The organism is Stenotrophomonas sp. PS02298 (genome assembly GCF_029959445.1).
Lineage (GTDB): Bacteria > Pseudomonadota > Gammaproteobacteria > Xanthomonadales > Xanthomonadaceae > Stenotrophomonas.
Genome location: NZ_JASCOR010000069.1, coordinates 1 through 22228, shown reverse-complemented (window position 1 = coordinate 22228; position 22228 = coordinate 1). Strand labels below are relative to the sequence as shown.

General features: G+C 65.2%; 24 protein-coding genes. 16 read left to right on the top strand and 8 right to left on the bottom strand.

Annotated elements, in window-relative coordinates; translation table 11 throughout:
• Nucleotides 1-113 precede the first annotated feature (113 nt).
• Both QMX78_RS11750 and QMX78_RS11745 read right to left on the bottom strand, forming a co-directional pair.
• Nucleotides 114-935: an META and DUF4377 domain-containing protein gene (locus tag QMX78_RS11750; RefSeq protein ID WP_282269695.1), complete on the bottom strand. Its 822-nt coding sequence runs from the start codon at nucleotides 933-935 to the stop codon at nucleotides 114-116.
• A gap of 83 nt (nucleotides 936-1018) precedes the next feature.
• Entirely contained in the window at nucleotides 1019-1813 is a 795-nt protein-coding gene (locus tag QMX78_RS11745; RefSeq protein WP_282269693.1) for an undecaprenyl-diphosphate phosphatase, read from the bottom strand.
• Between the two features lie 212 nt (nucleotides 1814-2025).
• On the opposite strand from QMX78_RS11745, the gene glnA reads away from it, so the two are divergent.
• From glnA to amt, 3 genes are all read left to right on the top strand, one after another.
• Nucleotides 2026-3435: a type I glutamate--ammonia ligase gene (glnA, locus tag QMX78_RS11740; RefSeq protein ID WP_282269691.1), complete on the top strand. Its 1410-nt coding sequence runs from the start codon at nucleotides 2026-2028 to the stop codon at nucleotides 3433-3435.
• A 379-nt stretch (nucleotides 3436-3814) separates the two neighbouring features.
• On the top strand, nucleotides 3815-4153 hold the full coding sequence (locus tag QMX78_RS11735; protein WP_282269689.1) for a P-II family nitrogen regulator: 339 nt from the start codon (nucleotides 3815-3817) through the stop codon (nucleotides 4151-4153).
• 90 nt (nucleotides 4154-4243) lie between these two features.
• The gene (gene amt, locus QMX78_RS11730; RefSeq protein WP_282269687.1) at nucleotides 4244-5668 is read left to right on the top strand and encodes an ammonium transporter; all 1425 of its coding nucleotides are present in this window, start codon (nucleotides 4244-4246) and stop codon (nucleotides 5666-5668) included.
• A 266-nt stretch (nucleotides 5669-5934) separates the two neighbouring features.
• Here the strand turns inward: amt and QMX78_RS11725 are convergent, their stop codons facing one another.
• Nucleotides 5935-6153, bottom strand: a complete 219-nt coding sequence (locus tag QMX78_RS11725) for a DUF6500 family protein (RefSeq protein ID WP_282269685.1) — start codon at nucleotides 6151-6153, stop codon at nucleotides 5935-5937.
• 234 nt (nucleotides 6154-6387) lie between these two features.
• On the opposite strand from QMX78_RS11725, the gene QMX78_RS11720 reads away from it, so the two are divergent.
• Genes QMX78_RS11720 through QMX78_RS11700 form a run of 5 tightly spaced genes read left to right on the top strand, consistent with a single transcriptional unit; the run spans nucleotide 6388 to nucleotide 10943 of the window.
• Nucleotides 6388-7134 (top strand): N-acetylmuramoyl-L-alanine amidase, encoded by a 747-nt coding sequence (locus tag QMX78_RS11720; protein WP_282269683.1) that lies wholly within the window; start codon nucleotides 6388-6390, stop codon nucleotides 7132-7134.
• A gap of 28 nt (nucleotides 7135-7162) precedes the next feature.
• Nucleotides 7163-8218, top strand: a complete 1056-nt coding sequence (locus QMX78_RS11715; RefSeq protein ID WP_282269681.1) for an ATP-binding protein — start codon at nucleotides 7163-7165, stop codon at nucleotides 8216-8218.
• Nucleotides 8211-9659 carry a nitrogen regulation protein NR(I) gene (gene ntrC / locus QMX78_RS11710; protein ID WP_282269678.1) on the top strand — a complete coding sequence of 483 codons (1449 nt, stop codon included), beginning with the start codon at nucleotides 8211-8213 and terminating at the stop codon, nucleotides 9657-9659. The genes QMX78_RS11715 and ntrC overlap by 8 nt, the downstream gene beginning before the upstream one ends.
• Before the next feature lie 41 nt (nucleotides 9660-9700).
• Nucleotides 9701-10273 carry a superoxide dismutase family protein gene (locus tag QMX78_RS11705; RefSeq protein WP_282269677.1) on the top strand — a complete coding sequence of 191 codons (573 nt, stop codon included), beginning with the start codon at nucleotides 9701-9703 and terminating at the stop codon, nucleotides 10271-10273.
• 55 nt (nucleotides 10274-10328) lie between these two features.
• The gene (locus tag QMX78_RS11700) at nucleotides 10329-10943 is read left to right on the top strand and encodes a superoxide dismutase family protein (protein WP_282269676.1); all 615 of its coding nucleotides are present in this window, start codon (nucleotides 10329-10331) and stop codon (nucleotides 10941-10943) included.
• A 318-nt stretch (nucleotides 10944-11261) separates the two neighbouring features.
• Here QMX78_RS11700 and QMX78_RS11695 read toward each other — a convergent pair whose 3' ends face one another.
• Nucleotides 11262-12149 carry a hypothetical protein gene (locus QMX78_RS11695; RefSeq protein WP_282269675.1) on the bottom strand — a complete coding sequence of 296 codons (888 nt, stop codon included), beginning with the start codon at nucleotides 12147-12149 and terminating at the stop codon, nucleotides 11262-11264.
• 90 nt (nucleotides 12150-12239) lie between these two features.
• Here QMX78_RS11695 and QMX78_RS11690 point away from each other — a divergent pair, with 90 nt between their 5' ends.
• From QMX78_RS11690 to QMX78_RS11680, 3 genes are all read left to right on the top strand, one after another.
• Complete coding sequence (locus QMX78_RS11690) at nucleotides 12240-13535, top strand: acetyl-CoA C-acetyltransferase (protein ID WP_282269672.1); 1296 nt, start codon at nucleotides 12240-12242, stop codon at nucleotides 13533-13535.
• Nucleotides 13536-13692: 157 nt separating this feature from the next.
• Nucleotides 13693-14616, top strand: a complete 924-nt coding sequence (locus tag QMX78_RS11685; RefSeq protein ID WP_282269670.1) for a hypothetical protein — start codon at nucleotides 13693-13695, stop codon at nucleotides 14614-14616.
• A 150-nt stretch (nucleotides 14617-14766) separates the two neighbouring features.
• Nucleotides 14767-15315 carry a hypothetical protein gene (locus tag QMX78_RS11680; protein WP_282269668.1) on the top strand — a complete coding sequence of 183 codons (549 nt, stop codon included), beginning with the start codon at nucleotides 14767-14769 and terminating at the stop codon, nucleotides 15313-15315.
• A 60-nt stretch (nucleotides 15316-15375) separates the two neighbouring features.
• Here QMX78_RS11680 and QMX78_RS11675 read toward each other — a convergent pair whose 3' ends face one another.
• The 4 genes from QMX78_RS11675 to QMX78_RS11660 form a co-directional block, all read right to left on the bottom strand.
• The gene (locus QMX78_RS11675) at nucleotides 15376-15813 is read right to left on the bottom strand and encodes a hypothetical protein (RefSeq protein WP_282269666.1); all 438 of its coding nucleotides are present in this window, start codon (nucleotides 15811-15813) and stop codon (nucleotides 15376-15378) included.
• Nucleotides 15814-15856: 43 nt separating this feature from the next.
• Nucleotides 15857-17119, bottom strand: a complete 1263-nt coding sequence (locus tag QMX78_RS11670; protein ID WP_282269665.1) for a heme biosynthesis HemY N-terminal domain-containing protein — start codon at nucleotides 17117-17119, stop codon at nucleotides 15857-15859.
• A complete protein-coding gene (locus QMX78_RS11665) occupies nucleotides 17116-18096 on the bottom strand; it encodes a uroporphyrinogen-III C-methyltransferase (protein ID WP_282269662.1) in 981 nt (326 codons plus the stop codon). Before QMX78_RS11665 ends, QMX78_RS11670 begins: the two co-directional genes overlap by 4 nt.
• Nucleotides 18097-18210: 114 nt before the next feature.
• Entirely contained in the window at nucleotides 18211-18993 is a 783-nt protein-coding gene (locus QMX78_RS11660; protein ID WP_282269660.1) for a uroporphyrinogen-III synthase, read from the bottom strand.
• A gap of 42 nt (nucleotides 18994-19035) precedes the next feature.
• Between QMX78_RS11660 and QMX78_RS11655 the strand changes: the two genes are divergently transcribed.
• From QMX78_RS11655 to QMX78_RS11635, 5 genes are all read left to right on the top strand, one after another.
• Nucleotides 19036-19494, top strand: coding sequence for a YiiD C-terminal domain-containing protein (locus QMX78_RS11655; protein ID WP_282269658.1), 459 nt, complete (start codon nucleotides 19036-19038; stop codon nucleotides 19492-19494).
• Nucleotides 19495-19520: 26 nt separating this feature from the next.
• Nucleotides 19521-19949, top strand: coding sequence for a hypothetical protein (locus QMX78_RS11650; RefSeq protein WP_282269656.1), 429 nt, complete (start codon nucleotides 19521-19523; stop codon nucleotides 19947-19949).
• Nucleotides 19950-20013: 64 nt separating this feature from the next.
• Nucleotides 20014-20451 carry a rhodanese-like domain-containing protein gene (locus QMX78_RS11645; protein ID WP_057629188.1) on the top strand — a complete coding sequence of 146 codons (438 nt, stop codon included), beginning with the start codon at nucleotides 20014-20016 and terminating at the stop codon, nucleotides 20449-20451.
• A gap of 104 nt (nucleotides 20452-20555) precedes the next feature.
• Nucleotides 20556-21071, top strand: a complete 516-nt coding sequence (secB, locus tag QMX78_RS11640; RefSeq protein WP_282269650.1) for a protein-export chaperone SecB — start codon at nucleotides 20556-20558, stop codon at nucleotides 21069-21071.
• A 19-nt stretch (nucleotides 21072-21090) separates the two neighbouring features.
• On the top strand, nucleotides 21091-22119 hold the full coding sequence (locus QMX78_RS11635; protein WP_282269648.1) for an NAD(P)H-dependent glycerol-3-phosphate dehydrogenase: 1029 nt from the start codon (nucleotides 21091-21093) through the stop codon (nucleotides 22117-22119).
• The last annotated feature ends 109 nt before the right edge of the window (nucleotides 22120-22228 follow it).

The following is a 22228-nucleotide window of genomic DNA, read 5'->3' as shown; positions in this document are numbered from 1 at the left end:
AGCCATGCTCGGCAGGGGCTTTCCCGGTAACGCCCCAGCCGAGCATGGCTCGGCTCTACAAAACAGCAAGGGCGCCTGACGGCGCCCTTGCTGTTTGCGTAAGCCCTTCGGGCTTACTTCGCCATTTCCGACATCACCACCATGTCCAGCACATAGGCCTGCGACGGGGCGTCGGCCGGCGGGTTCTTGATCTCGTAACGCTTCAGGCGCAGCACGTTGCGCACGCCCGGCTCGTGGGTGTAACCCTCGATGTTGCCGTAGAAGTTGGTGAACTCACCGCGCTTGCCCTGCTCCAGGCCCTGCTCGTTGTACTTCACCTCACGCACCTGCAGGCAGGTGGCGTCCTTCATCAGCGGGTGCGGGCAGGGCTTGGTCTGCGGCTCCACTTCCATGAACACCGTCTCGCCCGGGCCGCCGTAGCGGGTCTCGGCGGTCGGCTCGGCGCGGAAGCTCAGCACATCGCCGGAAGCGGTGACCAGGGTCAGTGCCGAAGCATCCAGTGCGCGCACGGTCAGCTTGCCCTGCAGGCGCTCGCTGATCAGGCCGTCAACCGCCATCAGCGGACCCTGGCAGGCCTTGTTGGTGGACATCAGGTTGCCGACGGTCAGGGCATCGCCTTCCAGTGTGTAGCCGCCGCCGATGTTGTTACAGGCGTTGCTGACCGACAGGCGGTTGTCCTTGAAGTCCAGGGTCAGCGGCTTGTCAGCCTGCACGAACAGACCGTCGATGCGCTTGCCGCTGGCGTCCACGGCGGTGTCCAGCAGCCAGTGGTTGGCACCGAGCTGGCTGGCGTCGATGTTCGCCGTTGCAGCGGCAGGCGTCGCGGCAGCTGCGGTCGCAGCAGGGGCCGCCGGATCGGTGGCGTCGACGGCCGGCGGCTTGCTGCAGGCGGTCATCAGGGCGAACGGCAGGGCCAACAGGAGGATGCGCTTCATTTGGAACTCCTTGGGAGCGTGGAAAGATTCAGGGCGATAAACGGCCCGGCGTGGGCGCCGGGGTCAACTCCGCAGTGACGCATTCAGTTTCCAGCAGGCAAAAACAACAGCAGGCCGATGCCCAAGGCGATCCGATACAGGGCGAAGCCGCTGAAGGAATGACGCTTGATATAGCTCAACAGCCATTTGACCACAATGAAACCAGTGACCACGGCGGCGGTGAAGGCCACGCCGACATCGGTCCAGTTCTCGCTGCCAAGCTTGCCGTCCTTGGCCAGCTCCAGGAACGCATAGGCGCTGGCGGCGAACATGGTCGGGATGCCGACCAGGAAGACGAACTCGGTTGCCGCCGAGCGCCGGCTCAGGCCCAGCAACATGGCCAGGAAGATGGCGGCGGCCGAACGCGAGGTACCGGGGAACACACCGGCCACCACCTGCGCCAGGCCGACGGCGATGGCTACCTTCCAGGTCACTGTTTCGTTGTCGGGCATGCGTGCGGCAAAACGCTCGGCGACCAGCATCCAGACGCCGCCGATGACCAGCGCCCAGGCCACCGGGGTAACGGTTTCGGGCAGTTCCCAGCCAGCCAGGCGCACCGGCAGGCCGACCAGCGCGGTGACCAGGAAGGCCACGCCCAGCTTCATCACGTAGTCGCGGTTCTCGCGCTGGTTCAAGCCGGTGGCCAGCGACCACAGCCGCTGCCGGAGCACCAGGGTGACGGCGATGATGGCGCCGGCCTGGATGACGATGTTGAAGAAATCCGAGCGCTCACCCAGCCAATGCTGGGCAATCAGCAGGTGGCCGGTGCTGGAGATCGGGAGGAATTCGGTGAGGCCTTCGAGGATGCCAAGGAGCAGGGCGGAGAGCAGGTCGGACATGGAAGCGGATTGAGAGGAGTCGGGCACAGCATAGTCCATTGCGCTTTTCGCACCCGAACGGTGCATGACGCATGAGTAGCACCAATGTGGTGCGGCCATAAAGGTGCAAGTGCAACCATTGCCCAGTTAAAACAATCACTTACGGCCTTTCAAAAGTTGGCACGGCGTTTGCTTTAATAAACACATTCTTCATCCATCCGAGGTTTCACCCGATGTCCCTGGAAAACGTTGAGAAGCTGATCAAGGACAACCAGATCGAGTTCATCGACCTGCGTTTCGTCGACATGCGTGGCATCGAGCAGCACGTGACCTTCCCGGCATCGATCATCGAGCCGTCGCTGTTTGAAGAAGGCAAGATGTTCGATGGCAGCTCGATCGCCGGTTGGAAGGGCATCGCCGAGTCGGACATGGTGCTGATGCCGGACCCGGCCAGCGCCTACGTTGACCCGTTCTACGCCGACCCGACCCTGGTGCTGACCTGTGACGTGCTCGACCCGGCCACCATGCAGGGCTACGGCCGCTGCCCGCGCGGCATCGCCAAGCGCGCCGAGTCGTACCTGAAGTCCTCGGGCATCGCCGACCTGGCGTTCTTCGGCCCGGAACCGGAATTCTTCATCTTCGATTCGGTCCAGTTCGCCAACGACATGGGCCATACCTTCTTCAAGATCAACTCCGAGGAAGGCTCCTGGAACACCGGCAAGAGCTACGACGGCACCAACACCGGCTACCGTCCTGCGGTGAAGGGCGGTTACTTCCCGGTGCCGCCGACCGATTCGCTGCACGATATCCGCGCCGAGATGTGCAAGGTGCTGGAAAAGGTCGGCATCGAAGTCGAAGTGCACCACCACGAAGTGGCCAATGCCGGCCAGTGCGAGATCGGCGCCAAGTTCAACACGCTGGTGACCAAGGCCGACGAACTGCAGCGCATGAAGCACGTCATCAAGAACGTTGCCCACCGCAACGGCAAGACCGTCACCTTCATGCCCAAGCCGCTGGTCGGCGACAACGGCAGCGGCATGCACGTGCACCAGTCGCTGGCCAAGGGTGGCGCCAACCTGTTCTCCGGTGACGGCTACGGCGGCCTGAGCCAGATGGCGCTGTGGTACATCGGCGGCATCTTCAAGCACGCCCGTGCCATCAATGCCTTCGCCAACTCCGGCACCAACAGCTACAAGCGCCTGGTCCCGGGCTTCGAGGCACCGGTGATGCTGGCCTACTCGGCGCGCAACCGTTCGGCGTCGTGCCGCATTCCGTGGGTGTCCAACCCGAAGGCACGCCGCATCGAAATGCGTTTCCCGGATCCGATCCAGTCCGGCTACCTGACCTTCACCGCGCTGATGATGGCCGGCCTGGACGGCATCAAGAATCAGATCGACCCGGGCGCACCGAGCGACAAGGATCTGTACGACCTGCCGCCGGAAGAAGAGAAGCTGATCCCGCAGGTCTGTTCCTCGCTGGACCAGGCACTGGAAGCGCTGGACAAGGACCGCGAGTTCCTCAAGGCCGGTGGCGTGATGAGCGACGACTTCATCGATGCCTACATCGCGTTGAAGATGAAGGAAGTCACCGCGTTCCGCGCAGCGACCCACCCGCTCGAGTACCAGCTGTACTACGCAAGCTGAGTCAACAAGCTGATGTAACGGCGGCCCTCGCATCGCGCTGGCCGCCGGCAACACCAGGTGTAGTTACTAGCTGTTTTTAGGCGGCGGTGGCGTGGACCCTCCCCCTCCCATCTGCGTCCATCGCCGCCGCCTTTGTTGCTGGGGAGCACACAGGCGAAGCAACAGCCAGCAACACACCTGCAGGGGCAAGAGAATCCGAGCGCGCGGCATGGGCCATTCCTCCCTCCCGCGTGGTTGCGGTCGCCGGCAGCAATGCCGGCGGCAACAGCCAGGCCCATGATGCGTTCGGCGCAACAGCCAGCGGCCGCACAACGGCCGGTGGAAGACACGATGCCGGCCCGCAGCCGCAGGCCGGTCTCCTCCACATCGGGACATGCGCATGAAATTAATCTCCGCGATCATCCGTCCATTCAAGCTCGACGAAGTGCGTGAAGCCTTGGGCGCCACAGGCGTTTCCGGCATCACCGTCACCGAGGTCAAGGGCTTTGGACGGCAGAAAGGCCACACCGAGCTGTACCGTGGCGCCGAATACGTCGTCGATTTCCTCCCCAAGATCCGCATCGAAACCGCCGTCACCGACGACAACGTCGAGGCGGTGATCGAAGCCCTGCAGGGCGCAGCTGGCACCGGCAAGATCGGTGACGGCAAGATCTTCGTTACCGCGCTTGAACAAGTGGTGCGTATCCGCACCGGCGAAACAGGCGCCGACGCGCTTTAAGAACCCGCTACCGACCCGTCCTCCGGCGGCAGCGACCGCCAGATGACAACAGGTCGCTGGCAGGTTCCATCCCCACAACCGGAGTCGACAATGCGAACGGAATTTTTCACCGGGTTGAAAGCCCGGCTCGGAGGCCTGTGCCTGTCTTTCATGCTCACCGCGATGCTGCTGGGCATGTTTTCCAGCAGTGCCTGGGCACAGGACACGCAGGCGCCGCCTGCTTCTGCCACGGAAGTGGCAGCCGCGCCGGCAGACGCTGCAGCCGCACCTGCTGCTGAAGCAGACGCTGCACCCAGCTTCGACAAGGGCGACGTGGCGTGGATGCTCACTGCTACCTTGCTGGTGCTGATGATGGTGGTGCCCGGCCTTGCCTTGTTCTATGGCGGCCTGGTGCGTGCCAAGAACGTGTTGTCGGTGCTCAGCCAGGTACTGGTGGTGTTCTCGCTGGTGCTGATCCTGTGGGTGGCCTATGGCTACAGCGCGGTGTTCAGTGCGGGCAACCAGTTCTTTGGTTCCTTCACCGAATTCGCCTTCCTCAAGGGCTTCACGCCGGACTCGGTGGGCAATACGCCGATCGCCGGGCTGCCGGACTTCCTGTTCGTGGCCTTCCAGTCGACATTCGCCGGCATCACCACCGCGCTGATCGTCGGCGCCTTCGCCGAGCGCATCAAGTTCCGCGCGGTGCTGCTGTTCTCGGCGCTGTGGTTCACCCTGAGCTACATCCCGATGGCGCACATCGTCTGGGGCGGTGGCTATCTCGGTGAGATGGGCGCAATCGATTTTGCCGGTGGCACCGTGGTGCACATCAATGCCGGTGTTGCCGGCCTGGTTGCTGCATGGTTCGTCGGCAAGCGCCTGGGTTATGGCCAGACCGCACTGAAGCCGCACAACCTGCCACTGACCTGGATCGGCGCGATGCTGCTGTGGGTGGGCTGGTTCGGCTTCAACGCCGGTTCCGCTGCCGCCGCCGACACCGTTGCCTCGCTGGCCTTCATCAACACCGTGCTGGCAACCGCAGCAGCCGTGTTGGGCTGGACGCTGGTCGAAGCCGTCACCAAGGGCCATCCGTCAGCGCTTGGTGCAGCCTCGGGCGCCGTGGCCGGTCTGGTTGGTGTTACCCCTGCATGCGGCACTGTCGGTCCGCTGGGCGCCATCGTCATCGGCTTCGTTACCGGCATCGTCTGCGTCTGGGGCGTGACCGGCCTGAAGCGCCTGCTGAAGGCCGACGACACCGCAGACGTGTTCGGCGTGCATGGCGTGGGCGGCATAGTCGGCGCCATCCTCACCGGCGTGTTCAGCGCACAGTCGCTGGGCGGCACTAAGGTTGATCTGGATATTGCCCACCAAGTGTGGGTGCAGGTGGTCAGCGTTGGCTTCACCGTGCTGTGGTCGGCCGTGGTTACTGCTGTGATCCTGCTGGTGGTCCGCGCCCTGGTTGGCCTGCGCGTCAGTGAAGAAGCAGAGCGCACGGGCCTGGACGTCACCACCCACGGCGAATCGGCCTACGAGGCTTGAGCACTTAAGCCCTGATCTAGAAAGAAATCAAAGCCCCTCTCCCGCTTGTCGCTTCAAGCCCCTCTCCCGCGCGCGGGAGAGGGGTTGGGGTGAGGGCAGCTTTGAGGCATTACCGGGAAGGCCCCTGCCGAGCATGGCTCGGCACTACAGGACGCCATCCCGCAAAAAGCAGAGCCCCTCTCCCTCCGGGAGAGGGGTTGGGGAGAGGGTGCGGCGAAGCAGCATCACCGCACAGCCGGCATCAAACCGAAGAAACCCAGTGTGCGTCATCCCTCTGCCAGCACCAACGCCTTCACCTTCTCAGCCTTCTCGAAGTGATCCAGGCGATGGATCTTGATCCACCACGTAGCCGCTTCCATCAGCAGTTCCGGATCGTCATTCCGATTCGCAAAAAACGCATAGAACGACAGCCCAACCGTCGGCCCCTTCGCCGCAACCTTTGCATCGCAGACCGCAACAATTTTCTGTTTCAGTGAATCACGCATTGCCGCTCCAGCAGATCGACGAACCATCCATCTGCATAGCCTAGCCACATCGGCCAGCCATCCCCAGCGGAAAGCGTTTTGAACATGCAACGCATGTTCCATGCCGGCATCACGTCGGCTCCCCAACTCCCTGAGCAGGCCCTCCAATGCAAGCAAGCCACATCGCCGCCGTCATCGGCCCAGTTGTCGTTCCATGCCCTAGCGCACTTGCAAAGCAACGCCCAGCAACGTGCAATGGCCCATATGAAGACCAAACTGCTGTTGCCGCTCGCCCTGTTGGCCACGTTGACTGCCTGTACCTCCACGCCCGAGCGCAATCCGCTCGCGCACTGGGTGCCGTCGCCGAACTACAACGATCGCCAGCCGGTGTTGATCGTGCTGCACCACACCGAGCAGGACTCGGTGCAGGAGAGCCTGGACACGCTGCGCAGCGCCAACAGCGGCGGCAAGGTCAGCTCGCACTACCTGGTCGGCAGCGATGGTGAGCTCTATCAGCTTGTGGCCGATGGCGAACGCGCCTGGCATGCCGGTGGTGGCCGCTGGGGCGGTTTCACTGATCTCAACTCGACCTCGATCGGCATCGAAATCGACAACAACGGCGACAGCCCGTTCACCCAGCCGCAGATCGCCAGCCTGCTGCGCCTGCTCGACGATCTCTGCAAGCGCTACAACATCCCGCGCAGCCAGATCATCGGCCACGCCGATCTGGCCCCGACCCGCAAGGCTGACCCCAGCCGTTACTTCCCGTGGCAGCAGCTGGCCGAGGCCGGTTTCGGCCTGTGGCCAGACCCGAAGCACGGCCCGGCGCCGGCCGGTTTTGACAGCTGGATGGCGATGCAGGCCTTCGGTTACGCGCTGGACGACCGCGCTGCCGCTGCGCGTGCCTTCCACCGTCGTTTCCGTGGCAGCGACAGCCTGCCGGCCGAGCTGGACGCCGAGGACGCCCGCATCCTGTATTCCCTGCTGCAGCAGAAGCAGTGATCGGCCCGCTTTGCACTATATTGGTGCAATGACCGACACCGATTTCTCGCCCACCCCGGAATTGCTGGCCACACCACTGGTCTGGTGTGGCGCGGACGGCCGCATCCAGGGCGCCAACCCGGCTTTCTGCCGGTGGTTGGGGGTCAGTGTGCGGCGCCTGCTGGGCCAGCCGCTGGTGTCGCTGGAAGCGCAGGGCGAGGTGCTGGCACAGCGGCTGGCCAATCCAGCCACCGACATGAGCCGCCTGCCACGGCTGACCCTGGCCCTGCCGGGAGAGACGCCGCGCTTCGCCGATGGCTGGCTGAGCGGCGTGGAGCAGGGCGGTTGGCTGCTGGAAGCGCACCCGGTGGACGAGTTCCAGGGCACGGACCCGGCGCAGGTCTTGCCCGGCGCGTTCAGTGCGGCCTTGAAAGGCCTGGCCCATGAGCTGCGCAATCCGCTGGCCGGCCTGAAAGGCGCGGCGCAGCTGCTGGCAAGGCGTGCGAGCGGGCGCGATGCCGACGAGCGCGAGCTGATCGAATTGATCGGCGCCGAGATCGAACGGCTCAATACCCTGCTGGAGCAACTGCTGTCGCCGGCACCGCAACGCCCGCATGCACCGCTGAACATCCATGCCGCGCTGGAGCGCGTGCTGCGCCTGGTCGAGAACGAAGCTGGCTGGTCGGTGCGCCTGCTGCGTGATTACGATCCCAGCATTCCCGAGTTCCCCGGCGATGGCGACCGCCTCACCCAGGCCTTGTTGAACCTGGTCCGCAACGCGATCCAGGCCGGCGCCACCAGCGTCACCCTGCGCACCCGCGTCGAACACGGCCTGCGCATCGCCGAGCAGCCCTATGCGCTTGCCCTGCGGCTGGAAGTGGCCGATGACGGCCGTGGCGTGCCGGAAGAACTGGCCGAGCACCTGTTCCTGCCGCTGGTCAGCGGCCGCGCCGAAGGTACCGGTCTCGGACTGGCACTGGCCCAGCAGGTCGCACGCGAACACCGCGGCACCTTGAGCTACCGCTCGCGCCCCGGCCACACCGTGTTCACCGTACTGCTGCCGTTGCCAGCCGCCGAGGAAGCGCCGGAGGTGGGCGATGCCTAGGTCCACACAGGCCGCGACCGTCTGGGTCGTCGATGACGATCGCTCGGTGCGTTTCGTCCTGACCACCGCCTTGCGCGACGCCGGTTACACGGTGGAAGGTTTCGATAGCGCTGCCGCGGCGCTGAGTGCGATGGCGCGGCAGCCGGTGCCGGATCTGCTGTTCACCGACGTGCGCATGCCCGGTGACGATGGACTGGTATTGCTGGACAAGCTCAAGACCGCGCATCCGCAGTTGCCGGTGATCGTGATGTCGGCGTACACCGATGTGGCCAGCACCGCTGGCGCATTCCGTGGCGGTGCGCATGAATTCCTGTCCAAGCCCTTCGATCTGGACGATGCGGTGGAGCTGGCGCGGCGCGCGCTGCCCGAAGCCGAAGAACTGCCGGAGCCGGTGGCACTGCCGCCTGCGGCAGCGCAGAAGGAAGAAGGCCCACCGCAGCTGATCGGTGACACCCCCGCCATGCGCGCGCTGTTCCGCGCCATCGGACGACTCGCGCAGGCACCGCTGTCGGTGTTGATCAACGGCGAGACCGGCACCGGCAAGGAGTTGGTGGCCAACGCCCTGCATCGCGAGTCACCGCGCGCAAAAGGCCCGTTCGTAGCGTTGAACACCGCTGCGATCCCGGCCGAGCTGCTGGAAAGCGAATTGTTCGGTCACGAAGCAGGCGCCTTCACCGGCGCGACCAAGCGCCACATCGGCCGCTTCGAGCAGGCCGACGGCGGCACCCTGTTCCTCGATGAAATCGGCGACATGCCGCTGGCGCTGCAGACGCGATTGCTGCGGGTGCTGGCCGAAGGCGAGTTCTTCCGTGTTGGTGGCCGCGAGCTGATCCGCGTCGACGTGCGCGTGGTTGCAGCCACCCACCAGGACCTGGAAACGCTGGTCGAACAAGGGCGCTTCCGTGCCGATCTGCTGCACCGGCTGGACATGGTGCGGCTGCTGCTGCCGCCACTGCGTGAGCGTCTGGGCGATGTGCCGCAGCTGGCCGAGAACTTCCTTGCCAATGCCGCGCGGCGACTCGACATGCCGCCCAAACGTCTGTCGGTTGCTGCGGTGAAGGCGCTGCGCGAGCACCACTGGCCGGGCAACGTCCGCGAGCTGGAGAACGTCTGCTGGCGCCTGGCGGCATTGGCTGTCGCCGATACGGTATCGGCCGAAGACGTACAGGCCGCCTTGAACCGCGGCGGGCGTGCCACCGGCAGCACTGCCGCGGTGGCACCGCAGCATTGGGACAAGGCCTTGGCGGCATGGGCCAGGCAGCGTTTGGCCGAAGGCGCCAGTGGCCTGCATGCCGAGGCACGTGAGCGCCTGGACAATGTGCTGCTGGAAGTGGCACTGGATTTCACCGATGGCCACCGTGCCGATGCCGCGACCCGGCTCGGACTTGGCCGTAACACCGTTACCCGCAAACTTGGGCCTGGCCGCCGTCGCGGCAGTTGAACATGGCACCGGCCCGCCTGATCTGTTGCAAGGAGATATCGATGCGCATCCTGCTACCCGTTACCGCCGCCGTCGCCGCAGCGCTGCTGCTCAGCGCCTGTGGATCGACGCCCGCACCCAAGCCGGAGGCGCCGCCGCCGGTGGCGACGGTCAGCACCGCCAGGATGGCCGAAGCGAATCTCGCACCGGCCTCGGCCAGTCTGGTCAGTGGCCGTCTCGCACTGGTGCCGGGAGCTGGCGGGGTGCATATCACCGGTGTGATCGGTGGCTTGCCGCGCGGCCAGCAGGCCGCCTTCCATGTGCATGAGAAAGGCGATTGCAGCGCGGTGGATGCCAGCAGCGCCGGCGGCCACTTCAACCCGGGCATGCAGCAGCACGGCCGCGCCGCTGCGGGCGCGCACCATGCCGGCGACATGGACAACCTGCAGGCCGATGCCAAAGGCGTGGCGAACGTAGACGTTCATCTTCGCGGCGTTACCCTCGGCGGTGGTGCTGCAAACGACGTCGCTGGGCGCGCACTGGTGGTACATGCGTCAGCCGACGATTACCGCAGCCAACCGGCCGGCAATGCAGGTGCGCGTGTCGCCTGTGCGGTGATTCGTGTGGTGCGTTGAGCGCCACCTGCAAGTCCAACCCGGATTCGATCCAGACCAGCAAGGGAGTCAACCAATGCGACTGATCCACACCAGCCTGTTCCTCGCCAGCGCCCTGGCCCTCACCGCCTGCAACAAGGGCGCAGAGCCCGATGCCGCACCGGCTGAGACCGTTGCGGCTGAAGCGGCCACCACGCCAGTTGCCGACCCGGCCGCACCGCCGGAAATGGCCAAGCCGATCGCCACCGCACAGTTGCAGCCGACCAAGGACAGCACGGTCGCCGGCACCATCAACTTCAGCCTGGTCGACGGCCAGCTGCGCGCCAGCGGTGACATCACTGGCTTGAAGCCGGACAGCGAGCACGGCTTCCACATCCACGAGAAGGGCGATTGCAGCGCACCGGATGGCACCAGCGCAGGCGGCCACTTCAACCCGGGCAGCAGCGAGCACGGCAGCATCAGCACCGCCATGCATCACGGTGGCGACATGCCCAACATCAAGGCCGACGCGCAGGGCAACGCGCATATCGATGGCCCGGTGGCGAGCAACGTCAACGTCGGTGTTGGCGATGGCTTCGACATCGTCGGCCGCGGCCTGATCGTCCACGCCGACCCGGACGACTACAAGACCCAGCCGACCGGCAATGCAGGTGCACGCCTGGCGTGCGCGGTCATCACCAAGGTGCAGTGACGGTCTTCCTGACCTAGCCGACGCCAAGGCTTGTCTCCCTCCCTTTCGCGCAGCGAAGGGGAGGGTTGGGGAGGGGTGCTTTGGCTTCGGCTGTGGCTTTGGCCTTCACCTTCGCACCTGCTCTCCACTCAGAGCTATCAGATTGACCAGTTGCTGAGTTTTCCGGTCGGATGACCGAGGTCAGACAAAAGGCAACAGCAACAGCACCCCTCCCCAACCCTCCCCTTGCCTTCGGCAAAGGGAGGGGGCAGTGCATGCAGTACTGCGGGAACAGAAAAGGCCGCTTACGCGGCCTTTTCTGCATTCAACAGCACGCACTCAATGCGCCAGCAGGGCCTTCGCATCCTGTCCGGCATTCACATGCACATACAGCACATCGATGCCATGCGCTTCCAACACCGCGGCCATCTGCCGCTGGCGCATCATGTACTGCTCGTACACACGCTGCAGACGATCGCAGTCGTTCTTGTCCTGCGCGTAATGCGCGCACCAACCGGCCGGATCGAACAAGGCCATCCGCACTTCGCCGCCGACGTAACGCAGCAACGGCTCGGGTGATGCCTCCAGCCATTGCTCTTCGTTCGGCGCGAACATCGCTGTCTCCAGTATTGGCCACAGATCAGCGAGGCCCTGGTTGTCATATTGCATGGCCATCATCGCGGCCAGGTCGTTGACGGTGAAATAGCGCGCGTGTTCGATCTGTGCGGCAAAGCTGTTCTGTGCCAGCAGCGCGGTGTCCGGCTGTGCCATGCCATTGGCCAGCAGCACGTCTTCCAGCGCATCGCGCACGTCATGGCGCACGGCCGCTTCACCGCCAGCCAGCACGAACGGCAGCAGTCGCAGCGCACCGCCGGTCAGTGCGGGATCGGCTTGCAGCGGCAGCGGGATCTCGCCATTGGCATCGGCACCAAACGCCAGCAGGCGAGCACCATGATTGCGGCCGGGGGCACGCATCTGCAGCTCTTCCAGGCGCCGATGAATGGGCAGGCCGGGACGCAGGACTTCGGCCGGGTCGAAATGCGCGGCGGCGAATACCAGGTCCAGTTCGCTGACCTGCGGTACCAGCTTGGTCAGGTCACGGCCGATCAGCGCAGCCAGCTCACCAGCCTGCTCGGAGCCCAGGGCTGCCTTGCCGGGCTGCTCGCCGCCAGCCAGTTCCAATGCCACTACGCCAAGGGCGTTCACGTCGGGGTTTGAATTGCTCATGATTCGCGGTTGGCCCATCACGGCCTCGAAGCTACACTCAACACCATTATGCCTGCTATCGCGTGCAGGCCACTTTGAACACTCTTTCCCATGTCAGGTACCCGCATGCCCAGCGCTCGACCCGTCGCCATCCTCGGTGGTGTCCGCATCCCGTTCTGCCGTCAGAACACCGCTTATTCGGACGTTGGCAACCTTGGCATGTCGGTCCGTACGCTTGGGGCGCTTGTTGAACGGTTCGGCCTGCACGGCCAGCAGTTGGGCGAAGTGGCGATGGGCGCGGTGATCAAGCACCCCAGCGACTGGAACCTCGGCCGCGAGGCCGCACTGTCATCCGGCCTGTCGCCGCTGACCCCGGGCATCACCCTGCAGCGCGCCTGCGGTACCTCGCTGGACAGCATCATCACCGTCGCCAACAAGATCGCCCTGGGGCAGATCGAATCCGGCATCGGCGGTGGTTCGGATACCACCTCCGACGTGCCGATCGTCTACGGCAAGAAGCTGCGCGCGCGCCTGCTTGCGGCCAACCGTGCCAAGAGCACCGGCGACAAGATCCGCACCCTGCTGAAGGGCTTCAAGTTCTCCGAGCTCAAGCCCGAGTTCCCGGGCGTGGCCGAGCCGCGCACCGGCAAGAGCATGGGCGACCACTGCGAGGACATGGCCAAGGAATGGAACATCTCGCGTGAAGCCCAGGACGAATGGGCGGTGTCTTCGCACAAGAAGCTGGCTGCCGCTTACGAGCGCGGCTTCTTCAGCGACCTGATCGCACCGTTCCGCGGCGTCGAGCGCGACAACATCCTGCGCCCGGATACTTCGCTGGAAAAGCTGGCCACCTTGAAGCCGGCCTTCGACAAGGCCTCTGGTCGCGGCACCCTGACCGCTGCCAATTCCACCCCGTTGACCGATGGCGCCGCGGCGGTGCTGCTGGCCAGCGAGGAATGGGCGCGCGCGCACGGCCACGAGCCGCTGGCCTATCTGCGCGATTCGCAGGTTTCGGCAGTGGATTTCGTGCATGGCGAAGGCCTGCTGATGGCACCGACCACCGCCGTGCCGGAAATGCTCAAGCGCAATGGCCTGACCCTGCAGGATTTCGATATCTATGAAATCCACGAAGCCTTCGCCGCACAGGTGCTGTGCACGCTGAGTGCCTGGGAAAGCGAGGACTACTGCCGCAACCGCCTGGGCCTGGATGCAGCGCTGGGCCGTATCGATCCGGCCAAGATCAACCCGCTGGGCTCTTCGCTGGCCACCGGCCACCCGTTCGCAGCCACCGGCGCCCGCATCATCGGCACCGTGGCCAAGGAGCTCGCTGCTCGCGGCGGCGGTCGTGCACTAGTGTCGATCTGCACCGCCGGCGGCATGGGCGTGGTCGCCATCGTCGAGCGCTGATGCGCTTGTAGTGCCGAGCCATGCTCGGCAGAGGCCTTGCCGGTAATGCCCCCTGCCGACCATGGGTCGGCACTACAGCAGCGGCGCTCCCGGTAATGCTCTTTGCCGACCATGGGTCGGCACTACAATGGTTGCCTACCAAAGGATGGGGCAGGGCATGAAGCGTATTGCGATCGGTTTGGCTGTGCTGTTGGCAGGATGGGCGGCGCCTGCCGCCGCGATGACCTTCATGCAGGTGGAGCATGTCTGCCCGATCGGCGGCGAGCGCTTCAGTGCGCAGGAAATGGGGTCTGGCACGGCGTTTGGCCACTTCCTCGATGGACGCCTGCATGGCGCCATCCAATCGCCGTGGCCACTGGTGTCCTGTCCGGGCAACGGCTTCGTCATCTACAAGGACGATTACAGCGCCGACGAGATCAAGCGCCTGACGGCAGTGGTCGAAAGCGACGACTACCAGCGCATGCGTGGTACTGAAACCAGCTACTGGTTGCTGTCGCGCCTGTTCGAAGCCGTCGATGCGCCGTTGAAGGATCGTGCCGGGGTGTTGCAGAGCGCAACCTGGCAGGCATCGCCGGAACAATACCCGCGCTACGTGCAAGCCGCATCGGCGGCGGTCGCGCAACAATGTCCGGATGCGCGCGCCGCCGCTGATAAGGACGAACCCTGGCTGTACTGCCAGATGCTGCTGGGCGAATGGGAGCGCAGGTTGTCGCGCTTCGATGCCGCGCGCGCCCGCTTCGAGCGCCTGCAGCCACTGCCGGAGCGTCTGGTGCCTGGGCAGGAGCGCGAACGCGCGCGTCGCCAATACGTCGCCGAGATCGCACAGCAGCTGCAGCTGATCGCCGAAAACAGCGCGATGAACACCATGGCGGTGGACGCGAATGCGCCGCCGCCGGCCGAGGAGACGGCAGCGGGCCCGATTTCGCCGGAGGCGGCGGAGGCCGCAGCCCGCACCGCCGCCGATGCGGCAGCTGCCGCCGCCGCAGCAGCCGCAGATGCCGCCTATGCGGCGGGAGTGGCTGCAGATGCAGCTGCCAGTGACGATGCGAGCGACGTCAAGCCACAACAAGGGCGGCGCTGAGCGGCGTAGCTGGCGGTGTGTTCATTGGCTGTGTTCTGAGCGCCGTTTCAACGACGGATTCTGCCGCCGCATGCTGCGATGCCACGCCAATGGCGCAGATGTGGGTCGCTTGGGAGGCGGTCCGTTGGAATCTCACAGGGGACGTAACGAATGGATGAGTTCAACCCGTATGCCGCGCCGGAGGCCTTGCCGCCACCGCTTGCCAACACCAGCCCGGACAACGGCACCTGCTGGCGTGATGGCGATCAGCTGCTGGCCTTGCCGCATAGCGATCTGCCGCGCTACTGCGTGAAATGCGGAAAGCCGGCGCTGGAATACCGCCAGCGCAAGTTCTACTGGCACTCGCCGTGGCTGTATCTGCTGATCCTGCTGCACATCCTGGTCTATCTGATTGCCGCACTGGCGGTGCGCAAGACGGCAGTGCACAACGTCGGCCTGTGTTCGGCACATCGCAAGCGGCGGCTGAATTTCATCCTGATGGCGTGGGCGTCGCTGGTGCCGCTGTTTGGCTGTTTTCTGTTCGACAGTGGCGCGGTGATCGGCCTGGGGATACTGACCTTCCTGGTGATGGTGCTGTGGGGCCTGATCGGCATGCAGATACTCAAGCCCAAGAAGATCGATGTGAGCTTGGCCGTGTATCGCGGGGTATCGCCGGCGTTTCTGGCACGCCTGCCGCGCTATCCGTATCGCCGCGACTAGTTCGACAGCGGCCAACGAAGTCCGGGCGAGCGCAATGCGCCCGGACGATGCAGCGCCAGCTCAGCCCTCGTTGGCCGCCTGTGCGTGATCCAGCAGGAACTGGCTGATGGCCTGGCGCAGTGGCAGGTCGTCCGTGCGCTGTGCCAATGCATCTGCGCGCAGCGCGTGTTCGTGGGCCGCGGCAACATCGCCCAGGTTGGAATGACGTTCGGCCAGTGCCAGGCAGATCGAGGCTTCGTAGTTGATGGCCTGCGCTGCGTTGGCAAGCATCAATGCGTGGGTGTAGTGGTTGATGGCGAGGTGATCATCGCCGGTGAAGTCTGCCAGCGTTTCCCACAGGAATGGATGATCACGGCCGGCAGCCGCGATTGAGTCGCAGTAAGCATGCAGCTGTGCATACAGCGATGCACTGGCGTCTTCTTCGCCATCTTCGCAGGCGCTGAGGATCGCGTCGGTCAGTGCGACCACGCGCGCATGGATATCCGGAGGTATGTTCATTGCGGCTCGTTACGGAAAGCGTCGAGGGTGCACCTGCAGAGACTCAGCCCGGCAAACGCGGAAAACCATGGGCATCGCGTTCTTCGGCCACGGCCTGGTCCTGGATCTGCTGGTGCAGGGTGCGGCGTTGGATCGGCTGCGGCGTTTCGCCGCGGCGCTGGCGCACGGCATTGAGCAGGCACTGGCTGGCCAGCGCCTGCTCGTCCTGTGCGGCAAACACCTCGCCCAAGGCATCCCAGGCGTCGGCGCCGGCATCCTGGGCGATGGCCCGGTGCAGGAACTCCTCGGCTTGCGCCCATTGGCCTTGGCCAACGGCAAGACGGGCCAGGCCCAGCAGTAGTGCGGGGCTGTTGGGATGCGACTGCAGCCAACGCTGGGCGCTTGCCCGGCGCGAATCGAATTTCTCCACCGGCAGCTGCGTGTACAAGCTGACCAGCGCTTCGTCCCAGTGGCTGTCCAGGGTCTGTTCGATGCTGCGCAGGGCGACATCGGTCCAGTTCAGTGCAACCGCGCGCTGCGCGTAGCGCGCCACCGCCTGCGGGCTGACCCGCACGGACTTGGGCAGCACTTCCCAGCGTGCAGCCAGCGTATTGACGTCGCTGGCTTCGTCCAGCATCTGCAGGGCGAGCGTGGTTTCCAGGCCGGCAACCGCGCTGGGTGGCAGCACCTGCTGCTGGCGCAGCGCGCCAAGCTGGCCATAGGCCTCTTCGGCGCGGCCAGCGCGTTGCAAGGCCTCGGTGCGTAGCCACAGGCCGCGTGGCGGCAGCGGTTGCAGGGCCGGCAGGTCCAGCGCGTTGATCGCTTCCAGCGGCTTGTCCAGCTGCAGCCAGCGCTCGGCGCTGTGCAGGGCATGCAGGTGCGGGTCGGCTTCGGCCAATTGCTGCAGATGCTGGCCGGCGCTGCTGTTGTCCTCGCGTGCTTCGGCCGCGCGCATGGCGGCCACCAGGGCGATAGGACGCACGGCTTTCTCGGTTGCCGCGCTCTGCAGCAGTTTTTCCGCGCGTTGCCATTGGCCGTTGTCCAATGCCTGCAGGCCATCGATCAGGCGCGCGCGGCCCTGCTTGCGGCGATGCCGTGCCCAGGCCCGGAACGGGGTGCTGATCAGCGACCACAGCAGCCATACCAGCAAAGCGGCGATCAGTACCGCCAACGCGGCTTGCGGCAAGGTGGCGATGTAGTCGTGGTCGCCGGCACGGACGATCACTTCGCCCAGGGCGCGCACCGAGTCCTGGCCCAGCCATTGCGCACCAAAGATGCCGGCAGCGGCGACCAGCAACACCAGTAACAATGAACGGAAGGCCTTCATGGTGCGTCCTTGGCGGCGCGCGTGCTGCGCAGTTGCTGCAGGGTGCTGCCCAGTTCCGGCAGGTTGGGGCGCAGTTCCATGCCGCGCATCTCACGCAGCTCACTGCGGCGCAGCTGGCGCTGCGGTGAATCCGGCCACAGCCGCTGCAGCCAGCCGTCCACGCGGTCCAATGCCTGCTGCCAGGCCTTGCCGTCGCCACGTTCGAGGGCGGCGCGGGCAAGGCTCAGCTCGATCTGCAGCGAGTCATTGGCGGCGATGCGTTCGGAGCGGGCAACCAGGACCTTGCCGTCGGCCGGGCGGATCTGCACCAGCGGCGACAGCATCTGCTGCCACCACGGTTGCTGGGTGTCGGCGGGTAGCTGCAGGTGTTCGGGCAGGTGTTCCAGTTCAGTGGACCACTGCTCAAGCTGGGCAGCGGTGCGGGCGCGCACGCCGGGGCCAAGCGCATCCAGCGCATTGCGCTCTTGGATCAAGGCCTGGCGCAGGTTGAGGTAGTCGGGGCTGTCGATGCCTTCCAGCGCGCTGGCGGCCAATGCATACAGGCGACGCGCACCGTCCAGATCACCGGCGAAGGTCAGCCGCTGCTGGGCCTGGTTGAGCAGCAGTTCGGCTTCTTCGCGGCGCACGGCCTGCGCGCCCTGGCGCGAGCTGTCGGCCAACTGGGCAAGGTTTTCTTCCAGCAGCGCGTTGCGCTGGCTCAGCCCCAGCACTTCGTCGCGCAGCACGCGATTGGTGGCGGCGGCGTCCTGGATGCTGCGGGCATTGGCGCGCTGGTCGCGGCGCAGGGCGTCCAGCCCCTGCTGCATGGCGTTCAATTGCTGGGTCGCGCTGTCGCGGGCCAGGTCGGCCTGCTGTTGGCGGCTCTGCCAGCTGTGCCAGCCAAACCAGCCGGCAGCGACCAGCACGGCGATGGCGATCAGCGGCAGGAGCCAGCGCAGGGGCCGGCGCGGTTGAACGGGTGCGACGTCTTCATTCATCGGGGGGCAACATCCTTGGCGGGCATGGCCACGACACAAGGGTGACCACGCTGTTGGTGCAGGCAAAGCATCGCCCGCGCGCTGCATGCCTGCAAGTCGCCTTTGGTTCTGTACTCAGCCTGCGGCCGGGAAAAGCGCGGCGTGGGCGGCGCTGGCCAGCTGGCCCGGCAAGGGACCGGCGGCAACGCTGACATTGCGGAAGCCAAGCTCGGTGGCAAGTTCGGCCAGCCGTGCGCTGGCGGTGACCGCTGCGGCCTGCTGCCAGCACTGCAACAGGTCTGGCGGCAGATACGGCAGCACCGTCTGCAAGGCTTCGCCGCTGCTGACCGCCACCACATAAGGCGTTGGCAGTGCCTGCAGGCGCGCAATGGTGGCCTTGCTGACCGGCAATGGCACGCGTTCGTAAACATCGATGCGTTGCAGCTTGGCGCCACGTTCGCGCACCTGCGCGGCAATCACGCCGCGGCCGCCGGGAGCGGTGACCAAGGCCACGCGCAATCCATGCAGGTGCTGCATGGCGGGCAAGGCCAGCAGGCCTTCGCTGTCCATCCGGGCCGGCGCCTGTACGCTGGTCGCACCGCGGCGACGCAAGGCGCGCGCGGTGCCTTCGCCAACGGCAATCAGGCTGCCTGCGCGAAGCTCGGCCAATGGCAACAGCCGCGCAGCGGCTTCGGCCGCGGCGGGGCTGGTGAACACCAGTCGGTCGTAATCGCGTGCTGCGTTCAGCTGCTCGCGTGTTTCCTCGTCGGTACGCATCTGCAGTCGCCAAGGCGACAACGCCAGCGTACGTGCACCCAAACGCGCCGCTGCGCTGCGCACTGTGTCGTGTTGCCCTTGCGGACGCATCGAGATGAGATGCCAGACCGTGTCGGCTGGCACATAGGCGGGGCGATTCATTCCATGCATTATGCGGGCGCTTTCCGTTTTGCGTGCGCGTACATGTCCGAACATTTTGCTGACTCCGTGCTGCTGGAGAACCTCCAGCGCACTCTTACCGCAATGCCGCCGGTTGCGGCGATGGGCATTCGCATTGCGGGCTATGACAACGGCGTGCTGCGCATGCAGGCGCCGTTGGACGTCAACATCAACGACAAGGGCAACGCCTTCGGCGGCAGCCTGGCGTCGGTGATGACCCTGTCGGGTTGGGCGCTGGTCAGCATGCGCCTGGGTTTGGCCGGCCAGCAGGCCGAGGTGTACGTGGCCGACAGCAACATCCGCTACCGTGCGCCAGTGTATGGCGACCTGCTGGCAACCGCGCGGCTGGCGCCGGACCAGGACTGGGATGAATTCCTGACCACGTTCAGTAAGCGCGGCCGTGCGCGGGTGACGGTACGGGCGGCGATCGAAGGTGGGGCGGCCGAGTTCGAGGGCCGTTTCGTTGCCCTCGGCAAAGGCTAAGATCGGGCATCACCGAGGGGGCCTGCATGTTCCGAAACCTGTTCCAGTCCGTTGTCGTCGCCCTGTTGCTGGTCGCTGGTTCAGCCCAGGCAGAGGGCCCGAGCCGCTCACAGCGCAACAAGCTGGTGCCTACGCAGGAGGCCTACGTTGCGGCCGTGCGCTGGGGCGATTTCGACAAGGCGGAAGAATTCATCGACCCGCTCTACCTGCAGCAGCACCCGATCACCGACCTGCAGCGCGAGCGCTACCGGCAGGTGCAGGTGTCCAGCTACCGCGAGCGTTCAGCAGCTGCCGGCGCCGACGGCAGCATCGAGCGACGCATCGAAATGGGCGTCATCAACCGGAATACCCAGGCAGAGCGGACGGTCATCGTGAACGAGCGCTGGCGCTGGGATCCGGAAGCCAAGCGTTGGTGGCAGGCAGCCGGTTTGCCGGACTTCTGGCAGGGCCAATGAGGCATTGGCTGCATTTTCACCGGCTGTGCGACAATCCATGCCCTCTTATCGACCCGTGACCTGAGTGAATTACGAAGAGTTGCTGGCCTTCGCCGGCCGAAATCCGATGCTGTCGCTGGCCCTGGTCGGCCTGACGGTGGCCATCATTGCCACCGAGATCGCCCGCCTGTTCCGTGGCTACAAGTCGCTCAAGCCGTCTGAATTGACCCATATGATCAATGCCGGCGGTGCGACCGTGATCGATCTGTCGGCTGCCGCCGACTTCGAGAAGGGCCATATTGCCGGCAGCCGCAATGTGCAGCCGGCCCAGTTGACCCCGGCGCACAAGCTGCTGGCCAATGCCAAGCAGAGCCCGGTGGTGTTGCTGTGCCGTACCGGCAATGCCTCGGCAACAGCAGCCAAAGCACTGAAAAAAGCCGGTTACGAGCAGGTTTATGTGCTCGACGGTGGTTTGCCGGCCTGGCAGGCAGCAGATCTGCTGCTGGTCAAGGGCCGTAACTGAGTCAGCAAATTTTCAGTCAGGGCTTGTGTAGGTGGGCAACCGCCCCCATCGCTGGTCTTGTACTAATCCCATTCAATGAACAATCTGTTCTGGAGTCTTGAGCAATGTCCGAAGAGAACACCAACGGCGTAGTCCCGGCCGACGAATCCGCCAACGGCCCGGCTTTCACCATCGAGAAGATCTACGTCAAGGACGTTTCGTTCGAGTCGCCGAATTCCCCGGTCATCTTCAACGAGAACGTGCAGCCGGACCTGCAGCTGAACCTGAACCAGAAGGTACAGCGCCTGTCCGAGACCGCTTTCGAAGTGGTGCTGGGCGTGACCCTGACCTGCAAGGCCGGTGACAAGACCGCCTATGTGGCCGAAGTCGAGCAGGCTGGCGTGTTCGGCCTGATCGGTCTGGAGCCGCAGGCGATCGACGTGCTGCTCGGCACCCAGTGCCCGAACATCCTGTTCCCGTACGTGCGTTCGATTGTCTCGGACCTGATCCAGGCTGGCGGCTTCCCGCCGTTCTACCTGCAGCCGATCAACTTCGAAGGCCTGTACGCTGAAACCCTGCGTCAGCGTCAGCAGCAGGGCGAGCCGTCGCTGGCCGACTCCGAGCCGGCTGGCAACGCCTGATCGGCGCCTGCGTTTCTGTATGAGTACGAACGACGCAGAAAAGATCGCCGTTGTCGGCGCGGGCTCCTGGGGCACCGCGCTGGCCACACTGTTGGCCCGGCACGGTCATACGACCGTGCTGTGGGGACGTGATGCAGCGGTAATCGAGGCGATTGATCAGCGTCATGAGAATCCCCGGTATCTGCCGGGGATTCCCTTGCCAGAATCCTTGCGCGCCAGCACCGACCTGGCTGCCACCGTTACCGGGGCAGACTGGATCCTGGTGGTGGTGCCTTCGCATGCCTTTGCCGAAACCGTGCGCGCGCTGGCGCCGCTGCGGCCGGCGGGGGCAGGCGTGGCCTGGGCGACCAAGGGCTTCGAGCCCGGCTCGGGCCGTTTCCTGCATGAAGTAGCGCGTGAAGTGCTGGGCCCGGACGTGCCGTTGGCCGTTGTCACCGGCCCGTCCTTTGCCAAGGAAGTCACCCTCGGCCTGCCCACCGCCATCACCGTCCACGGTGATGACGATGCGTTCTCCCAGCAGGTGGCAGACGCCATGCACGGCCCGGCGTTCCGCGCCTATACCGGCGACGACATGGTCGGTGCCGAGCTGGGCGGGGCGATGAAGAACGTGCTGGCGGTGGCAACCGGCGTGGCCGATGGCATGCAGCTGGGCTTGAATGCCCGTGCCGGCCTGATCACCCGCGGCCTCAATGAAATGCTGCGGCTGGCCGCTGCCATCGGTGGCAAGCCGGAAACCCTGATGGGCCTGGCCGGCCTCGGCGATCTGGTGTTGACCAGTACCGGCGACCTGTCACGCAACCGCCGCCTGGGCCTGGCGCTTGGTCGCGGCCAGAGCCTGCCCGATGCGGTGAAGGAAATCGGCCAGGTGGTTGAATCGGTGCAGACCGCCGATGAAGTCATGCGTCAGGCCGATCGCCATGGCATCGACCTGCCGATCTCCAAGGCAGTGCAGTCGGTACTGCACGGCGAACTCAGCCCATCCGAAGGCCTGCAGCAACTGCTGGCCCGTGAGCAGAAGCCGGAATACCCGGACACGCTGTTCAAGTAAGGATGAGCGAAGATCCAAGAAGAAGCCCGGCAATGCCGGGCTTTTTTGTGTAGTGCCGAGCCATGCTCGGCAGAGGCTTCACCGGTAGAGCCACTGCCGAGCATGGCTC